Raw genomic sequence first — 16,664 nt, forward strand, 5'->3', positions numbered from 1 at the left:
TGCATTTGTTCTACCAAATTTTTTAATGAGGTGATAGGCGTGCAACAAGCAATCGAAAGTGTAATTAGTGTCATCAATGATTTTTTTTGGTCGAATTTATTAATTATTTTACTTGTATCAATCGGTATTTATTTTACGATCCGCTCTCGTTTTTTGCAGTTTCGCATGTTGAAAGAAATGGTACTTGTTTTGAAAGAAGGACGAGCGGCTAAAGATGGGGGAGTCTCCCCGTTTCAAGCTTTCTGCATAAGCATGGCAGCTCGAGTAGGAACAGGAAATATTACCGGTATAGCGATTGCTATTGCTCTTGGTGGCCCGGGTGCTGTATTTTGGATGTGGATTATTGCCATTATCGGTTCAGTATCAAGTTTTGTAGAAAGTACACTCGCTCAAATCTATAAGGTAAAAGGGTCAAACGGATTTCGAGGAGGACCCGCTTACTATATGGAAAAAGGGTTAAATAAAAGATGGATGGGCGGGCTATTTGCTGTACTCATTACACTGTCATTTGGCCTGGTGTTTAACGCTGTGCAATCTAATACGATTACGCTGGCATTTGAGAACTCTTTCGGAACGAGCCGCTTATTGATTGGGATTATTATGACAGTTATATTTGCGATAATTATTTTTGGCGGGATCAAACGCATCGCTAAGATATCGGAATACATCGTTGTCGTATTAGCCGTTTTATACATTGGAATGGCTCTGTTCATCATCTTTAAAAATATTGATCAAATGCCTGCCGTTCTATCTCTAATTGTGAAAAATGCATTTGGATTTGAACAGGCGCTTGGGGGATCAATTGGTGCAACGTTAATCAACGGAGTAAAGCGCGGACTGTTTTCCAATGAAGCAGGGATGGGAAGTGCTCCCAACGCGGCGGCAACTGCAGTGACGAGTCACCCAGTTAAACAAGGTCTTATCCAAGCATTTGGTGTCTTGACGGACACACTTGTGATTTGTACAAGCACAGCATTTATCGTTCTCTTATCCCCCGCCTATAAGCAGGGACTAAGCGGCATTGAATTAACGCAAGCTTCTCTTAGTACACATATCGGTTCTTGGGCATCAGGATTTTTAGCTATCATGGTATTTCTATTTGCTTTTAGTACGTTAATTGGCAATTATTATTATGGAGAAACGAATATTGAATTTTTAAATTCAAATAAGATGTGGCTTTGGTCTTATCGTGTAGGTGTTTTAGCGATGGTTATTTTTGGATCGGTCGCTCAGCTTCAGCTTGTATGGAATTTGGCAGACTTATTTATGGGGATGATGGTAGTGGTGAACTTAATTGCTATTTTTCTATTATCGAAAGTGGCGTTTTCTGCCTTGCATGACTATACTCAGCAGAAAAAGGAAGGGAAAAATCCAGTCTTTTATAAAGATGCATTAGAAAACAATCAAAATATTGAATGTTGGGAAAGAGAATCGACTTCCTCCCCTTCTGAAAAAGAGAATATTATCTAAAAAAAGTTCAGCCAGTTGGCTGAACTTTTTTTATGCGTTTTTCTTTAATTCAGTTTGCGTAGTGCCTTGAGAAAATAATGTTTCTTTCACGCCATTTGTTGCTGCTTTGGTTTTTGCAGCAAAGATTGGATTTAAAATAAAAACTACGAGTAGGTTAGATAATAATCCCCAGAACCCTTCATAAAGGCCAAATGAATTTCCTGTGGCATGAACGGTAAACGTTACAACCAGCCCTACTACTAATCCAGCAATCGTACTTTCTTTCGATTGATTTCTCCAAAACAGGCTGATAACAATAGCCGGGAAGATTTGTACCATGCCGGATACCCCTAGTAACTGTAGGGAAACAAGTGCTTGTGGGAATAATAAACCGAATAAAAGTGCCAGTCCAATAACAACAAAAACCATAGAACGAGTAACCATTGTTAATGTTTTACCCTGTACATTTGGATTAATTAAATCTCTAAATATATTATTTGCAAATAAGTTAGACGCTCCGATCGCCATGATAGAACATGGAATTAATGAAGCAAGAGCAATCGTTGCATAAGCTAACCCTTGGCCAATGCCACCATATGAATATTGAATCAAGGTTAATAATGCTAATCTAGGATCCGTTGTATCTTGAGGTAATACTTGATAAGCAATAAACCCTAAGAAGATCACTAGAATTAAAACAATATTGTAAAGAGGTAAGAAGACAGCATTTTTACGAAGCGAATCTGCACTTTTAGCAGTGAAAACACCTGTAGCAGCGTGGGCCCACATGAATAAAGCTAAAGCAGATACGAGTGATGCTGTAATAAACCATGGAATGCCCTTAGGTCCTTGTGTTGGGATCGTTAATAGCTGAGGTGCATCCTTTGCAACATTGTCAATCATGTTGCCCCAGCTTCCAAAATGCATAATTGGCAGAGAAACAACCATAAATAACATAATCGCCCATACTAAAATATCTTTAATAATTGCCGTATAAGTGGGACCTTTAATTCCGCTGAAAAAAGTATAAAGAGCCACAAGAAAGAATGAAAGAATAACGACAGCTTTTACATTAATGTAGCCAGTTCCTGCAACGCGAAGAGTATCTTGAATACCGCTAAGCTGAAGATCGATATATGGAATAAGCATCAATACACCTACTATGGCAATTAAAGAGGAGAGAAATTTACTGCTAAAACGTTCTCTAGCATAATCAGCAAGTGTAGTAAGTTTGTGCTTTTTAGCAACAGTCCAAAGTTTTGGAAGAAAAAAGTATGAAATTAAAAAGGCTAAAACAGAGTAAGGAATGGCAAAAAATGCGATGCTTCCTCCTTGATAAGCTGTACTTGTAAGACCTAGGAATGTATAAGCAGTATATAAATCTGCTCCTACTAAAAGCCAGACGAGCAGGCTTCCAAAACGTCTTCCCCCTACAGCCCACTCTTCAACGGAGCTTCTAGATGATTTGTCACGTCCTGCTATAAAGCCAATGGCGATAACGACAAGAACAATTGCTGATGTGATTAAAAGTGCGGTTAAATTTCCTTGCATTATTCAATGTCCCCCCAAGATTTTTGTAAACGATAAATGATAAATGTACACACAGGCGTTAAGAAGACCCATAAAAATAACCATAAATGCAAAATAGGTAATCCAAAAATAATTGGATGAATGTTATTTACAAAAGGTAAAAAAGCGAATTGAGCAATAAACGGAATGATGAATAAAATAAATATTATGAATTTTCTGTTCAATTTTTACTCCTCCTCTAAAATTTATCTAACAATGTTCACTATGATAGCAAGTCTGACATAGTAAAGCAATAAGTTTTTTGAAAATTTCGTTATAAATTACGAAAATTTTTTTAGAAAAACAAAAAAAGGGTATGAGAAGAAGATATTTGAAATGATTAGGGAAGAAAAAGCAGGGGAGAACCTAAGCGCAGTTGCCTTTGAAACAAAAAAAGAACGGAAAAGAAGAAAGGTAGTTTTCTCGATGAGATAAAGTATATTGCTATTGCATTAAAGAAAAAGAATTTGTATGTTCAAATATAGATTTATGGAAGCTATAAAAACGAGCAAATAAAAAAACTAGACAATAAGTGCTTGTCTAGTTCCACCACTCTGTCAATGGTCCTTTGTCGCCATAAACAGGATCTGTTGTAGGAATAGGTACTTGTGCAATTTCATCAAATACGTGAGGGCGATCCGTTTGTTTTCCTGTTCGTAAGTTGTAATCCATGCCCTCTGGATAAGCTCCAACCACTTTAAAATCAGCAGTTGACTGCAGACGCATATGTCCTGTACCTGCAGGGAGTACGAGTACATCCCCAGCATGCACCACGATATTTTCTCCCATATGTCCACCTAGTTTTAAGCGTGCAGATCCGCTAATTACACCTAGTGCTTCATGAGAATTGCTGTGGTAATGGTGAAAATCATATATGCCGCCTACCCAGCTGTTTTTCCAGTTGTGAGAATTAAAAATGCTCTCTACTTTCTCTTTCTTACTAATAAATACGTGTTCATACAACAAAACTGGAAGACGAGGGTGATTTGGAATGGTTCCGTCGTCATCAAAATAAAGAACTTTTACATTTGCATAATTCATAAGCATCCCTCTAACAATCTTTTTTCGTAATTTTCCCTGTTTTTTGCTTGCGTAAACAGAGAAGTTTGCTCGAAGTACTTCATTCGTTGCGAAGTGCATGATATGTAGGTGTTAACGTTTTCCCAAAAGAAGTCTCCCACTTCAAGCGTAGCTAAGTGGTGGGCAGTTTACTTTAGTATCTTTTCTTCATATTGTATATAAGTAAAGGGGCTAGTGCAAGAATTCTATGGATATATAGATGTTAATTCGTATTTTGTAAATGAATAATATATATTAATATAATTTTTAGAAGATGATATGCTCGTGAAGTAAAAGAATCAAATAATAAGCAAGGTTAGAGTTTTAGTTGTTTTTTGTAATTAGGAAGAGATTTTAAGAAGATTTATTCGGAATTTTACGAATAATTCATTACTTTTGTAAAAGTAATGTAAACATTTTTGTGTATTGAGTAATAGTAATGAATGTTATATACTGATAAAAAATATATTCCTATATGTGACTGGCGCAACATGGATGACCATGGGGGAGCATATAGCGTATAAGCCGCGCGCCTGGGCAAACACTTGAGAAAATTTCGCAAGTGTTTTTTTTATTTTCCTAGGGAAGAGGAGTAGATTTGGATGAGCAATATGCAAAGGAAGATGGGAACATTTGCTTTAACCATGACAGGCATAGGTTCGATTATCGGTTCAGGATGGCTGTTTGGAGCATGGAAAGCAGCTCAAATTGCAGGACCCGCGGCTATTTTTTCATGGGTTATTGGAATGGTAGTTATTTTGACCATTGCCCTATCGTACGCTGAACTGGGCGCGATGTTTCCGCAAGCAGGGGGGATGGTTAAATATCCTCAGTATTCACACGGATCATTTATTGGATTTTTGGCTGCTTGGGCTAACTGGATTTCAATCGCTTCAACGATAACAGTGGAGGCTATTGCATCTGTGCAATATATGAGTACTTGGCCGTGGAAATGGGCTCGCTGGACTCATGAATTAGTAGACAATGGCATTTTAACGTCCAAGGGGTTGGCAGTTGCGTCTCTGTTATTATTCATTTACTTTTTTGTGAACTATTGGACGGTAAATCTCTTTGCTAAAGCAAACTCATTTATTACGATTGTTAAATTAATTATTCCTGGTTTAACGGCAGGGGCTTTATTTTTTGCTGGTTTTCATAGCGGGAACTTTTCAAGTGAGCATGGGGTAGCACCTTACGGATGGGCGAGTGTTTTAACGGCAGTGGCAACATCAGGTATCGTGTTTGCATTTAATGGGTTTCAAAGTCCTGTAAATATGGCAGGAGAAGCAAAGTCACCTAATAAATCGATTCCGGTAGCTGTAATTGGTTCAATTTTTATTGCTGGAATTGTATACATTATATTACAAATTGTTTTTATCGGAGCAGTAAGTCCGTCATCAATTGCGGATGGATGGAATCATTTGAATTTTAATTCTCCTTTTGCTGATTTAGCGATTGCGCTTGGAATTAACTGGCTAACAATTGTGTTATACGCAGATGCATTTGTTTCTCCTTCCGGCACAGGTGCTACATATACGGCAACGACTTCTAGAATGTTATACGGGATGCAGCAAAATGGATATTTGCCAAAGATATTTGGTACTCTTCATCCACTTTACAATGTCCCGCGCCCAGCTATGTGGCTAAATTTAGCAGCCTGCTTTTTGTTTCTCTTTTTATTTAGAGGATGGGGTGTCTTAGCAGAAGTGATCTCAGTAGCGACGCTTATCTCTTATATTATGGGCCCTGTAGCGCTTATAACATTAAGAAAAACGGCTTCACACTTTTACCGTCCATTTTATTTAAAAGGGGCATCAGTTATTGCGCCATGCGGCTTCGTTTTTGCTTCTTTGACGCTTTACTGGGCAAGGTGGCCACTTACAGGTGAAGTGATTTTTATTATGGCAATTGGCCTGCCAGTTTATTTTTATTACCAAGCGAAAAATAAATGGGTGGGCTTTAAAAAAGAATTTTTAACCGGGGCTTGGATGCTTATCTATTTAGCGTGCATGATTTTTATTTCCTACATAGGAAGCGAAAAATTCGGAGGCAAAAATATTTTACCTTTCGGATGGGATATGCTAGTGATTGCTTGCGTATCATTAGCCTTTTATTACTGGGGAATTAAAAGTGGCAAATCTAACCGATATATGAAAGAAGCTGAACAAATCAATCAAGAAAATTTTAAATCTAAATAAAAAACACGAGCCGGTGCTCGTGTTTTTATTTAGATGAATGGAGAATTTAGACTTAGTTTTTATCAAAATATTGTAAAAAACATAGATTTTAAGGTTTAAGGATTTACACAGAGGGAACCTTTATTTGGGATAAAGTTCTAAAAAAACAAAATAAAGGGGATTGGACAGCTGTGAAAAAAATGAATGTTTTGGCTTTGGTTTTTGTACTTATGCTAGTATTAGCGGCTTGTAACAGTTCTAAGGAAACGGGAGGATCCACTTCGGCTAAAAATAAGGCGATTGAAGCATCTATTGACAGCGCTTCTTATATTTTAGTAGATAGTGATGAAGGAGCTACAAGTGAAGAAAAGGGGCTGTTGAAAGTTGATTTAAAAGTGAAAAATGTATCCAAAAACAGTATATCTTTATCGGATTACGACGGTGTGTATTTATATGAAGGAGATGAACAATTATCTCCCAAAACGGGAGTGAACAGTAGGGAACTTGGACTAGAAAGCAGTTCATCTGACAAGATTGGCGCTGGGAAGCAAAAAAAATTAATGTTCGTCTTTGAAGTCAAAAAAGATAAAAAGTACAAAATTGGGCTTCAGCCAAAATCATCTGATTATGATGAAGAAATTGACGAAGTAACATTAACACTGGATACGAAGAAATACGCGAAAAGCTATAATAAGCTGCAAGACCCAGAAAAAGCTCTGCAAGCTTACACGGAAGTTCTTTACTTAAACAAAGAAAATGTAGATTATGATAAATATGTAACAGCGGACAAAACAGCTGTCATAGAAGAACAGAAAAAAGCGTTTAATGAGGAATTAAAAGGTGCGTTTTCTAATAGTTTAACCGATAAAGCAAAAAAAGATTTTTTTAACATGTATAAAGATGTTTTGAAAGAAAAAGCAAGCGTAAAGACAAATGTGATTGCCAATGCAAATAATAAAGCTGTAGTAGAAGTGGAGTACACTACTGTTAATTTATCAGACTTATATTCATACGTATCGCAGCTTAAGAGAGCATATACAGATGAAACAAAAGATTACGATACAAAACACTCTGAAGAGTTTGCGGCTTCTAAATTCAAAGATATTGTAAATGAATTAGAAACGAAAGAAGGAAGTCGTCCGCTACGAATTTTTATGGTGAAAGAAGATGGGAAATGGACTGTGAAGTCAAGTGACCTATACAGTGACTCTTTAGGTAAAACGTTTGGATCAAGCTACATTCGATAGACAAAAAAGAGGCTAGGACAAAAATAGTTGAGCCCAAGTAAAAAACGAACCATTCATCAATCTGTTTGATGAGTGGTTCGTTTTTTTGCGATGGTGCATATCGTTTTATTTGTTTCGTTCCTTCTAGCAGTTGATTGGAGGGCAAGGCGAAGACTCCTGCGGGAAAAGCGGAACAGGTGAGACCCCGCAGGAGCGTAAGCGACGAGGAGGCTCAGCGCCCGCCCGCGGAAAGCGAAGCCTTGCACGGAAATCAATTGCGGTGTCATAAGCAGTCCAGCTCATGTATCTCATTTGTTCGTCTTTCAATTGGATTTATTTCGTTATGTCTCAACCTCTTTTTTGTTTTCTGTAAATAAATCAACGAGTTTTTTGTAAAGCTAAATTTATCGAAATATGCTAGTATAGGTTCATTCATTCTTTTATTCTTATTATGATAGGCATCAATGGAGGTTCTTACTAATGAAAGCAAATTATTGTAAAGATACAAAGGCCGTTCGAACGAGCCGCATTTTCCCTAATGATATTAATAATCACAATACTTTATTTGGCGGAAAATTAATGAGTGATATTGATATGATTGCGTCCATTTCAGCTTATCGTCACAGTCGTACAGAGTGTGTGACGGCTTCAGCAGACTCTATTCACTTTCTGCACCCTATTACGCCTCAGGATTCTGTATGTTTGGAGTCATACGTATCATGGACAGGTCGTTCATCCATGGAAGTGTTTGTGAAAGTGATTAAAGAAAATTTAAAAACCGGGGAGCGTCAAATTGCAGCTACATCATTTTTAACTTTTGTGGCAATGGATGATGATGGAAAGCCCCGCGCAGTACCGGAGCTTATTCCAGAAACAGAAGAAGAAAGATATCTGTTTCAAACGGGGGCAGATCGTGCTGCCACACGTAAACAAGTGCGTAAAAAAAGCAATGAACTAGCCTCAGTGTTGGATTTAGGACAACCTTGGTAGCATAAAAGAGAGGCTGAAAAGTATTTTAGCTCAAGTGAAAAACGAACCACTGATCAGCACGTTTGATTAGTGGTTCGTTTTTTTTGTTATGGTGAACGTAGGTTTCAGCTGTTTCGTTCTTTCTAGCAGTTGATTGAAAGGAGAGGTGAAGTCTTCCAATCAACTGCGGTGTCACAAGCGGTTCAGCTTATGTATCCCATTTGTTCGTCTTAGGATTGGATTCATTTCGTTATGCCTCATCCTCTTTTTTATATTTGATGAATCTTTCCTCCTAATCGAGAGGAGGAAACAAAATTATATGAAATTTATTTTCGTTCATGGTAATATGAATTTAATATAATTTTCTAAAAAGTTTAAAAAGTACAACATTTATAAAGAAAGGTGTCGTGTCTAATGGTAACAGTAGAAGCAGCAGAAAGACAAAACAGCAGCACTGCCCTGCGCCGTGATGTAAAATTTCTCGGTCAATTGTTAGGGAAAGTTCTGGTTCACCAAGGTGGAGAAGAACTGCTCAACAAAGTAGAAAAAATACGCGAAGTGGCAAAATCACTTAGAGAAAACAAAGATGAAGCCATCTATAAAGAAATAAAAAATGAAATCGTTACTCTTGAACAGCCGATGCGCGCGCAGGTTATTCGGGCATTTGCCGTTTATTTTCATTTAGTTAATATTGCAGAGCAAAATCATCGAATTCGTCGCAGACGGGAATATCAGCAGCAAGAAGATTCTATTATGCAGCCGGGTTCATTGGAAAGCGCCGTTGTTTCGCTTAAAAATAATGGCGTGGCGCCAGATGTAATTGCTAACTTGCTTCAAACTTTATCACTTGAGCTTATCATCACGGCACATCCAACAGAAGCCACTAGACGAAGTGTCCTTGATATTCATAAACGAATGGCTGAGCTTCTGAAAAACTTGGATAATTCAACGTTAACAAAACGTGAACGTACAGAAATTGAAGAAAGACTGTTTAGCGAAGTGTTAATTTTATGGCAAACAAATGAACTGCGAGATCGCAAGCCAACCGTAATGGATGAAGTATCCAATGGATTATATTATTTTGATGAAACGTTATTTGAAGTGCTTCCTCAACTTCATCAGGAATTGGAAAATTCATTGCAGGAGAATTACCCCGAAGAAAATTGGAAAGTGCCTAATATTCTTCGATTTGGTTCATGGATTGGCGGAGACCGAGATGGAAATCCAAACGTAACTTCTAAAGTAACGTGGCAAACGCTTGTCAAACAAAGGAAGTTAGCTATTCGTAAATATAAAGAGTCGCTTACTCAATTGAGACAAAGGTTAAGTCAGTCTACAAAAAGAGTCGCAGTTTCAGATAATCTTCTTGATTCTATTAATCAAGAAATATCGCTGCTGCCTGAGAAAAAGCGATGGAGAATCAAACACGAAGTATATCGCTGCAAGCTTACGATTATGCTTCATAAATTAAATTTAGTTGGAGAGTCGGAAGCAGGTTATCAAAGGTCGGAAGAACTTTTACAAGATTTGTTTCTCATCAAAGATAGCTTGCAAAAGCATCAGCCTCAAGATTATCAGCTGAAAAGCTTGTGTAAATTAATTCGCCAAGTTGAGCTGTTTGGATTTCATTTAGCAACGCTTGATATCCGTAATCACAGCGGAGAACATGAAGCGGCAATCAAAGAAATTTTCCATGCTGTTTCTTTAGCTGAAGATTATTCAGCGTTAACAGAAGAGAAAAAAGTTGAGCTGCTAGGGAAAGTTCTTCAAGACCCAAGACCTGTGCTATCGTTTGTAGAGAATTACTCTAAAGAAACGCAGCAAGTAATTGAAGTATTTAACATGATACATCGAGCACATAAAGAATTTGGAGAAAGATCCATTGAAGTCTACTTGATCAGTATGACGCAGTCTGCAAGTGATTTGTTAGAAGTCATGGTACTTGCCAAAGAAGCGGGTATTTACCGCCTTCATGCAGATGGCCGCATTGAAAGCAAGTTAAATATAGCTCCGCTGCTTGAAACGATCGATGATCTCACAGCAGGTCCTAAGATTATGGAACAGCTATTTCAATTAGATTTTTATCGAGAGCACTTAAGAAAACAGAAGGATTTGCAGGAAATCATGCTTGGCTACTCAGATGGAAGCAAAGATGGCGGAACGCTTACCGCTAATTGGAAGCTCTACAAAGCGCAGCAGGAAATTCACGATATGGCGAGGAAGTATCAAGTTCGTCTGAAGTTTTTCCATGGCCGAGGAGGCTCACTAGGCCGAGGAGGAGGCCCGTTAAACCGAAGCATTTTATCTCAGCCTGTTGAGACGCTAGGAGACGGTGTTAAAATTACAGAGCAAGGAGAAGTTCTTTCTTCTAGATACTCTTTATATGACATTGCTTACCGAAGCCTTGAACAAGCGGTCTCAGCTCTTCTTACAGCGGCAGCAAATGTTTCTCAAGAAGCTGAACAATGTGATATTCGTACACATGAATGGGAAGAAACAATGGACGAGATTTCAACTGCTTCGTTACGTAAGTATCAAGAGCTTGTTTTCAACGATCCAGACTTTTTAACCTACTTTAAACAAGCTACACCTCTTCCTGAGCTCGGGGCTTTAAATATTGGGTCACGTCCAATGAGTCGAAAAGGAAGTGATCGCTTTGAAGACTTGCGAGCAATTCCATGGGTATTTGCATGGACGCAAAGCAGACAGCTGCTTCCAGCCTGGTACGCTGCAGGTACGGGCTTACAGCATTTAGTAGAGAAATCCGGAGATATACAGCTTCTTCAGCAAATGTATAAAGAATGGCCATTTTTCCGCTCGACCGTCGATAACCTGCAAATGGCTTTAACAAAAGCAGATTTAATGGCAGCAAAAGAATACACAGAAATGGTACAAGATCCGGTTATTTCAGAGAGGATTTTTACCGCTATTAAAAAAGAGTATAATGTTACGAAAGAAATGATTCTTCAAATCACGGGGCAAAAAGAATTAATGGATCATCTTCCTACGATTAAAGAATCTATTAAATTACGAAATCCGTATGTGGACCCTCTAACCTTCTTGCAAGTTAAGGTTATTTCCAAGCTGCGTGAAGATGAGGCTGAAACGTTAAATGAAGAACTTTTAAAAGAAGCATTATTAACGATTAACGGCATTGCAGCAGGATTGCGTAACACAGGCTGATGATACCAAAAGACACCTCAATAAAACAAAAGAGGTGTCTTTTGTTCATTCTTCTCACATAAAGAACTGCCTGTCAGTTCCTTCTCTTTTAAAGAGAACTTCCGTCTGTTAAATAGGCACTGAGAAAAATCAGTGATAAAATAGAGAAGAACTGGTAATATTCTACAAACAAGTGCTAGTGGTGGGGTAACTAGATTGAATATGGAGGACGAGGACAATGGTAAAAAATTCGCAAATCTTCATTGAAGCTGACTCCGAGAATTCTGTATTTATTGGACTGGAATTTTGTGAGTATACACAAAAAATGAATCCTACTTGTTTGTCCAAACAGCATATAAATGTGTTTATTCATCCGGAAGAACTCACTGTGGAATTTAAGAAAACAAAAAGTGATAGAACTATTGATGATTTCCATCTGATGCATATCGTTCCGGTTCATTGCTTTAATTATTTATTATGTTCGATTTCGCAAGGTATTGTTACAGATGTTCAGCTAAAAGCGGTCGGTCATCAAGGAGAAACGTTGTTTGAAGAAAATCTTACATTGAAGTTTCATGAAAAAGCGACGGATTATGAAGAAACGCTCTCATTTTTCAAACATTTAAATCAAGAAATACAAAAACAGACGAAAAAATATACAGCCAGTTATATGAGCTCATGATAAAGAAAGCTGCGGTTTTAAAAACCGCAGCTTTTATTCGTTTAACCGAAAAAATTATGTGAGAGATGCTTACAAAGCAAGAGATTTTTCAGTGGGAAATTGATAAAGTAAAAATAAGAGAAATCAGTGGACAGAAAAGCTTTTAGCGGCTGGCCGCTTTTTATTCAATATGCAAGGGTTAGGTATTGAGATTAAAAAAATAGCGATGAATACGTATTGTTATTGTAGATGAAGTGCTAAGGTCGCTCTATCTGCAATTATGTAGAATCTTCGCGCGCTTATAGTCTGTTTTACGGAACGAAAAAGCTGCGGAATTAGAAGAACTCCTTCTATTTCTGCGGTTTTTTTTATAAACAAGAAATAAATTCACTTATCGTACGGAGGCGATGCAGATGATTAAAGATTTAGTATTGGCTAAGGAATGGCTGCCTGCAGCTTATTCACATGATTTAACAGATCAGCCCTTTCAAGTAACGATTTTAGAAGAGCGAGTTGCGCTGTTTCGCACAACTAATGCCATTAAAGCATTTAAAGATTTGTGCATCCATCGCGGTGCAGCGTTATCTCTTGGGAAAGTAGTAGATGATTGCATTGTGTGCCCTTATCACGGATGGAAATACGATGGTGCCGGGGCTTGTGTGAAAATTCCTCAACAGCCGCCGGGAAGAGCGATTCCTTCAAAAGCAAAAGCACAGGTATATGATTGCGTTGAAAAGTATGGGATTATATGGGTGAAGATGAACAGCGAGGCAAGTGATATTCCTCTTCCTCAGTATGACGAATACCTTAACTCCGGATTTAAAACGGTTTGCGCCAACCCTCATACTCTGCAGGCAGCAGCTCCTCGTGTCGTAGAAAACTTTCTAGATGTAAGCCATTTGGCTTTTGTTCACGAAGGAAGCCTTGGACACTCGGATTACGCCGAAATTCCTGATTATAAGGTACATTGGAAAGATAACCGATACATTTCTGACGAAATCGCTGTGTACGCAGATGCAGATGGTACGGGTAACTTTGCGACTATTTATTATATTTTTGAAATTCTTCGTCCTGCCGTTGCAAGGTTGAAAAAAGTGAACTATGAAACGGGTGAAATCTTTTCGATGCTGTTTGCGGTTTTACCTGAAGAGGAAAGAAAGTCGACTGTGTTTGCATTGGTTTCTAGAAACTATTCGTTTGATGCACCTGATCAATATTTCCGTGATTTTCAGCAGCTTATTATTGAACAAGATACGAGCATTGTAGAAAGTCAAAAGCCCGAAGAGCTGCCGCTTGACTTACAAGCAGAGCTTCATTTGAATCCGGACCGACTGAGTATTGCCTATAGAAGATGGCTCGGTGATTTAGGAGTGACCTTTGGAAGTGACGTAGGAACAAGATTAAAAAAAGCTGCTCAATAAAAAAGAAGAAAGGAGTCTCCTTTCTTCTTTTTTATGTATGTTCACGGATAAGCTGATGATAGCTATTAAAAAGGGTAGGATATGTTAAGCGGCTTAAGATGACGCAGGAAAGCGTAGCAGAGGCTAGGATAGTAAAAACGATGAGCAGCTGGAATTTGACTGCTTGTATCGGATCTGCCCCTCCAATAATCTGGCCTGTCATCATGCCGGGAAGCTGAACGAGTCCAATTGTTTTTTGGCTTTCTACAGTAGGAATCATGCTAGCTTTGATTGCGGCATTTAAAATACTATGAATAGCTTGTTTAGGAGTTCCGCCAAGCGCCAGAATCAATTGAATTTCGTCTCGCCTTCTATTTACTTCAGCGTCTAACCGATTTAAAAATAAATTGGCCAAAATCATCGAATTTCCAATAATCATACCGCTGACAGGAATGACATATCGCGGAGTAGCAGGGATAATATGTAGGCCCAGCATAACGCTTTGGGTCAGGATTTCTACAATAAAAAGAGTGACAAATACACGAAAGAAAGCTTTAAATCCCTGCTTTTTTTTCTTTACAACATTTTGGGAAGCGACCGTCAGCATCACGAATAAAATGAGAATCATAAAAGCTGGGTGATTCGCGTCAAAAATAAAAGATAAAACATATCCGATCACTAACAGCTGAACGGCTGCTCGAATACTGGCAATGATTATATCTTTCTCGAGTCCTATACGAAAAGATTTTGATAAAAAAAGAGCAATAAAAACAAAAACGATGGTAAAAATCAGTGAAAGTGAACTCATAGAAAGGCTCCTTCAATAAATTGTTTTGTTTCAGCTTTTACAGGAGCATGAAAAAAGGTCTCCGTCTTCGCTTTTTCTACAATCACTCCGTTCATTAAAAGCCAGACTTCCTCTCCTAAACGTTTGGCTTGTTCTAAATTATGGGTAACCCAAATAATCGTTTTATTCTGCTCTTTATGTAAATGAGAAATCAGCTGTTCAATTTCATGAGCAGAAGTGGCATCCAAAGCGGAAGTGATTTCGTCTAACAGTAAAAGATCCGATCCGTTCGACAGCGTGCGCGCTAATGATAACCTTTGTCTTTGACCACCGGATAAATCTCTTGCATCCTGCTCTAACAAGTCAGGGGAAAGACCGGTTAAGGCACAGAGTTCTTCAGGCATAATATCCTGTTTGCCGTGCAGCTTTTGAACAAGCATCATATTATCTCGCACTGTTCCATCAATAACAGGAGCTGATTGAAAAGCGATGCCCACTTTTTTTCGCAAATCAGAAATATTCCATTTGCTAATGTCTTTTCCATATACTTCAATACTTCCTTCATCAGGTGCAGAAAGTAAATTGCACATGGAAAGAAGGGTGCTTTTTCCGGATCCTGATGGTCCTACCATCATGACGAGCGAGCCTTGCATCACTGTACCCGATATGCCTTTTAAAACACTATGTTCTTTATCTTTAAATGTTTTATGAACGTCTGTAAATGTAATGGCAGGTATTGAATTGAACGTGTTCATAGTAACTCCTTTTTCATTCGTTTTGTTTATTGTAGCATAAGCGAAAGTATAAAAAGTTATTGGGCGATATAAAAAAAAGCTGTGAAAAACCACAGCTTTTAAACAGTTGTATTCACTTTTTGGCTGGCTTTTAAGGCATAATCTAAATCTTCAAGAAGGTCGTCGATTGCTTCTGTTCCAACCGACAGACGAATGAGTTCTGGCGTCACACCCGAAGCTTTTTGTTCGTCTTCAGATAGCTGTTGATGAGTGGTGCTTGCCGGGTGAATAATGAGTGATTTAGAGTCGCCAATATTGGCTAAATGAGAAAATAACTGAACCGAATCAATTAACTTAGCCGCAGCGTTTTTTCCTCCCCTGACACCAAAGGTTAAAATGGCTCCTTGTCCTTTAGGCAAATATTTTTGTGCCAAAGAATAGGAAGGGTGGGAAGGAAGCCCCGCATAATTTACCCATTCTACTAATTCATGCTGCTCTAAAAATTTCGCTACCTTTAATGCGTTTTCGCTGTGACGCTCTAATCGCAGATGGAGTGTTTCTACTCCTTGAAGAAGTAAAAAGGAATTAAAAGGTGATAAAGCAGCTCCAATATCTCGTAAAAGCTGAACGCGCGCTTTTGTAATATAAGCAGCTTCACCGGCAGCTTCTGTGTATACGAGGCCATGATAACTTGGATCTGGAGTTGTTAAGTCTGGAAATTTTCCGCTCGCTTCCCAATTAAATTTTCCACTGTCTACGATAACACCGCCAATTGCTGTTCCATGCCCTCCAAGAAACTTAGTAGCAGAATGAACGACAATATCTGCTCCAAAATCGATGGGGCGAAGAAGGTAAGGGCTTGGAACAGTATTATCAATAATAAGAGGAATTCCATGTTCGTGGGCAATGTCTGCAACTGCCTCGATGTCTAGCACATTTCCCTGTGGATTTCCAACGGATTCAGCATAAATTGCCTTTGTTTTGGAAGTGATTGCACTTCTAAAATTTTCTGGATTATCGGCGTTTACAAATTTGACGGTAATGCCCAGTTTAGGAAGCGTAGACGAAAAGAGGTTATACGTTCCCCCATATAAACTGCTTGCTGATACAATTTCATCTCCTGCGGAAGCGATATTCAAAATGGAAAAGGTAGTAGCTGACTGACCTGAAGCTACTCCTAGAGCACCAACTCCGCCTTCTAACTCAGCAATTCGCTGTTCAAAAACGTCCGTAGTAGGGTTTACAATTCGAGTGTAGATATAGCCTTGTTCACTTAAATTAAATAAAGACGCAGCATGCTCCGTATCTTTAAATCCAAATGAGCTTGTTTGATAAATAGGTACGGCACGCGAAAAAGTAGCTGGGTCAAGCTGTTGACCAGAATGGATCGCTTGTGTTTCAGGACGAAATGGTTTCTTAGCAGACATTGAAACTCCTCCTTGGATATAAAACTTATAAAAAACATAGGAAT

The 16,664-nt window shown here is 38.4% G+C and carries 14 protein-coding genes and 1 riboswitch; of the genes, 8 read left to right on the forward strand and 6 right to left on the reverse strand.

Annotation, left to right across the window (positions count from 1 at the left end; genetic code table 11):
• The first annotated feature begins 39 nt into the window (after positions 1 to 39).
• Positions 40 to 1,470 carry an alanine/glycine:cation symporter family protein gene (locus ACMX9J_RS14595; RefSeq protein ID WP_028412289.1) on the forward strand — a complete coding sequence of 477 codons (1,431 nt, stop codon included), beginning with the start codon at positions 40 to 42 and terminating at the stop codon, positions 1,468 to 1,470.
• A 30-nt stretch (positions 1,471 to 1,500) separates the two neighbouring features.
• On the opposite strand, the gene ACMX9J_RS14600 is transcribed toward ACMX9J_RS14595, so the two are convergent.
• The 3 genes from ACMX9J_RS14600 to ACMX9J_RS14610 form a co-directional block, all read right to left on the reverse strand.
• Positions 1,501 to 3,000: a sodium:solute symporter family protein gene (locus ACMX9J_RS14600; protein WP_033578103.1), complete on the reverse strand. Its 1,500-nt coding sequence runs from the start codon at positions 2,998 to 3,000 to the stop codon at positions 1,501 to 1,503.
• Positions 3,000 to 3,203, reverse strand: a complete 204-nt coding sequence (locus ACMX9J_RS14605) for a DUF3311 domain-containing protein (RefSeq protein WP_033578104.1) — start codon at positions 3,201 to 3,203, stop codon at positions 3,000 to 3,002. Before ACMX9J_RS14605 ends, ACMX9J_RS14600 begins: the two co-directional genes overlap by 1 nt.
• A gap of 355 nt (positions 3,204 to 3,558) precedes the next feature.
• Positions 3,559 to 4,158, reverse strand: coding sequence for a cupin domain-containing protein (locus ACMX9J_RS14610; RefSeq protein WP_080754378.1), 600 nt, complete (start codon positions 4,156 to 4,158; stop codon positions 3,559 to 3,561).
• Positions 4,159 to 4,544: 386 nt separating this feature from the next.
• A riboswitch (ZMP/ZTP riboswitch) is annotated at positions 4,545 to 4,623 on the forward strand.
• A gap of 56 nt (positions 4,624 to 4,679) precedes the next feature.
• On the opposite strand from ACMX9J_RS14610, the gene ACMX9J_RS14615 reads away from it, so the two are divergent.
• The 7 genes from ACMX9J_RS14615 to ACMX9J_RS14645 all read left to right on the forward strand — a co-directional run bounded on the left by ACMX9J_RS14615 (position 4,680) and on the right by ACMX9J_RS14645 (position 13,693).
• Positions 4,680 to 6,275: an APC family permease gene (locus tag ACMX9J_RS14615; protein WP_028412286.1), complete on the forward strand. Its 1,596-nt coding sequence runs from the start codon at positions 4,680 to 4,682 to the stop codon at positions 6,273 to 6,275.
• Between the two features lie 179 nt (positions 6,276 to 6,454).
• Complete coding sequence (locus ACMX9J_RS14620) at positions 6,455 to 7,501, forward strand: DUF5105 domain-containing protein (protein ID WP_205689700.1); 1,047 nt, start codon at positions 6,455 to 6,457, stop codon at positions 7,499 to 7,501.
• Positions 7,502 to 7,631: 130 nt separating this feature from the next.
• Positions 7,632 to 7,769 carry a hypothetical protein gene (locus tag ACMX9J_RS14625; RefSeq protein WP_167387308.1) on the forward strand — a complete coding sequence of 46 codons (138 nt, stop codon included), beginning with the start codon at positions 7,632 to 7,634 and terminating at the stop codon, positions 7,767 to 7,769.
• Between the two features lie 191 nt (positions 7,770 to 7,960).
• The gene (locus tag ACMX9J_RS14630) at positions 7,961 to 8,470 is read left to right on the forward strand and encodes an acyl-CoA thioesterase (RefSeq protein ID WP_034269490.1); all 510 of its coding nucleotides are present in this window, start codon (positions 7,961 to 7,963) and stop codon (positions 8,468 to 8,470) included.
• Positions 8,471 to 8,863: 393 nt separating this feature from the next.
• Entirely contained in the window at positions 8,864 to 11,632 is a 2,769-nt protein-coding gene (gene ppc, locus ACMX9J_RS14635; protein ID WP_416225901.1) for a phosphoenolpyruvate carboxylase, read from the forward strand.
• 217 nt (positions 11,633 to 11,849) lie between these two features.
• On the forward strand, positions 11,850 to 12,293 hold the full coding sequence (locus ACMX9J_RS14640) for a hypothetical protein (protein ID WP_014461480.1): 444 nt from the start codon (positions 11,850 to 11,852) through the stop codon (positions 12,291 to 12,293).
• Between the two features lie 392 nt (positions 12,294 to 12,685).
• Complete coding sequence (locus ACMX9J_RS14645; protein WP_416225902.1) at positions 12,686 to 13,693, forward strand: Rieske 2Fe-2S domain-containing protein; 1,008 nt, start codon at positions 12,686 to 12,688, stop codon at positions 13,691 to 13,693.
• A 31-nt stretch (positions 13,694 to 13,724) separates the two neighbouring features.
• On the opposite strand, the gene ACMX9J_RS14650 is transcribed toward ACMX9J_RS14645, so the two are convergent.
• The 3 genes from ACMX9J_RS14650 to ACMX9J_RS14660 all read right to left on the reverse strand — a co-directional run bounded on the left by ACMX9J_RS14650 (position 13,725) and on the right by ACMX9J_RS14660 (position 16,620).
• On the reverse strand, positions 13,725 to 14,480 hold the full coding sequence (locus ACMX9J_RS14650; protein WP_033578108.1) for an ABC transporter permease: 756 nt from the start codon (positions 14,478 to 14,480) through the stop codon (positions 13,725 to 13,727).
• Complete coding sequence (locus ACMX9J_RS14655) at positions 14,477 to 15,214, reverse strand: phosphate ABC transporter ATP-binding protein (RefSeq protein WP_033578109.1); 738 nt, start codon at positions 15,212 to 15,214, stop codon at positions 14,477 to 14,479. The genes ACMX9J_RS14650 and ACMX9J_RS14655 overlap by 4 nt, the downstream gene beginning before the upstream one ends.
• A 98-nt stretch (positions 15,215 to 15,312) precedes the next feature.
• Positions 15,313 to 16,620, reverse strand: coding sequence for a homocysteine synthase (locus ACMX9J_RS14660; protein WP_028412095.1), 1,308 nt, complete (start codon positions 16,618 to 16,620; stop codon positions 15,313 to 15,315).
• Positions 16,621 to 16,664: the final 44 nt, after the last annotated feature.

It is taken from the genome of Priestia sp. RMT2NF4 (assembly GCF_047872835.1).
GTDB classification, from domain to species: domain Bacteria; phylum Bacillota; class Bacilli; order Bacillales; family Bacillaceae_H; genus Priestia; species Priestia zanthoxyli.

Excerpts from the sequence above, each read along its gene's own strand:
- ACMX9J_RS14600 (WP_033578103.1), bottom strand. The coding sequence starts at position 3,000 with ATGCAAGGAAATTTAACCGCACTTTTAATCACATCAGCAATTGTTCTT.
- ACMX9J_RS14610 (WP_080754378.1), bottom strand. The coding sequence starts at position 4,158 with ATGCACTTCGCAACGAATGAAGTACTTCGAGCAAACTTCTCTGTTTAC.
- ACMX9J_RS14615 (WP_028412286.1), top strand. The coding sequence starts at position 4,680 with ATGAGCAATATGCAAAGGAAGATGGGAACATTTGCTTTAACCATGACA.
- ACMX9J_RS14620 (WP_205689700.1), top strand. The coding sequence starts at position 6,455 with ATGAATGTTTTGGCTTTGGTTTTTGTACTTATGCTAGTATTAGCGGCT.
- ACMX9J_RS14630 (WP_034269490.1), top strand. The coding sequence starts at position 7,961 with ATGAAAGCAAATTATTGTAAAGATACAAAGGCCGTTCGAACGAGCCGC.
- ppc (WP_416225901.1), top strand. The coding sequence starts at position 8,864 with ATGGTAACAGTAGAAGCAGCAGAAAGACAAAACAGCAGCACTGCCCTG.
- ACMX9J_RS14640 (WP_014461480.1), top strand. The coding sequence starts at position 11,850 with ATGGTAAAAAATTCGCAAATCTTCATTGAAGCTGACTCCGAGAATTCT.
- ACMX9J_RS14645 (WP_416225902.1), top strand. The coding sequence starts at position 12,686 with ATGATTAAAGATTTAGTATTGGCTAAGGAATGGCTGCCTGCAGCTTAT.
- ACMX9J_RS14650 (WP_033578108.1), bottom strand. The coding sequence starts at position 14,480 with ATGAGTTCACTTTCACTGATTTTTACCATCGTTTTTGTTTTTATTGCT.
- ACMX9J_RS14655 (WP_033578109.1), bottom strand. The coding sequence starts at position 15,214 with ATGAACACGTTCAATTCAATACCTGCCATTACATTTACAGACGTTCAT.
- ACMX9J_RS14660 (WP_028412095.1), bottom strand. The coding sequence starts at position 16,620 with ATGTCTGCTAAGAAACCATTTCGTCCTGAAACACAAGCGATCCATTCT.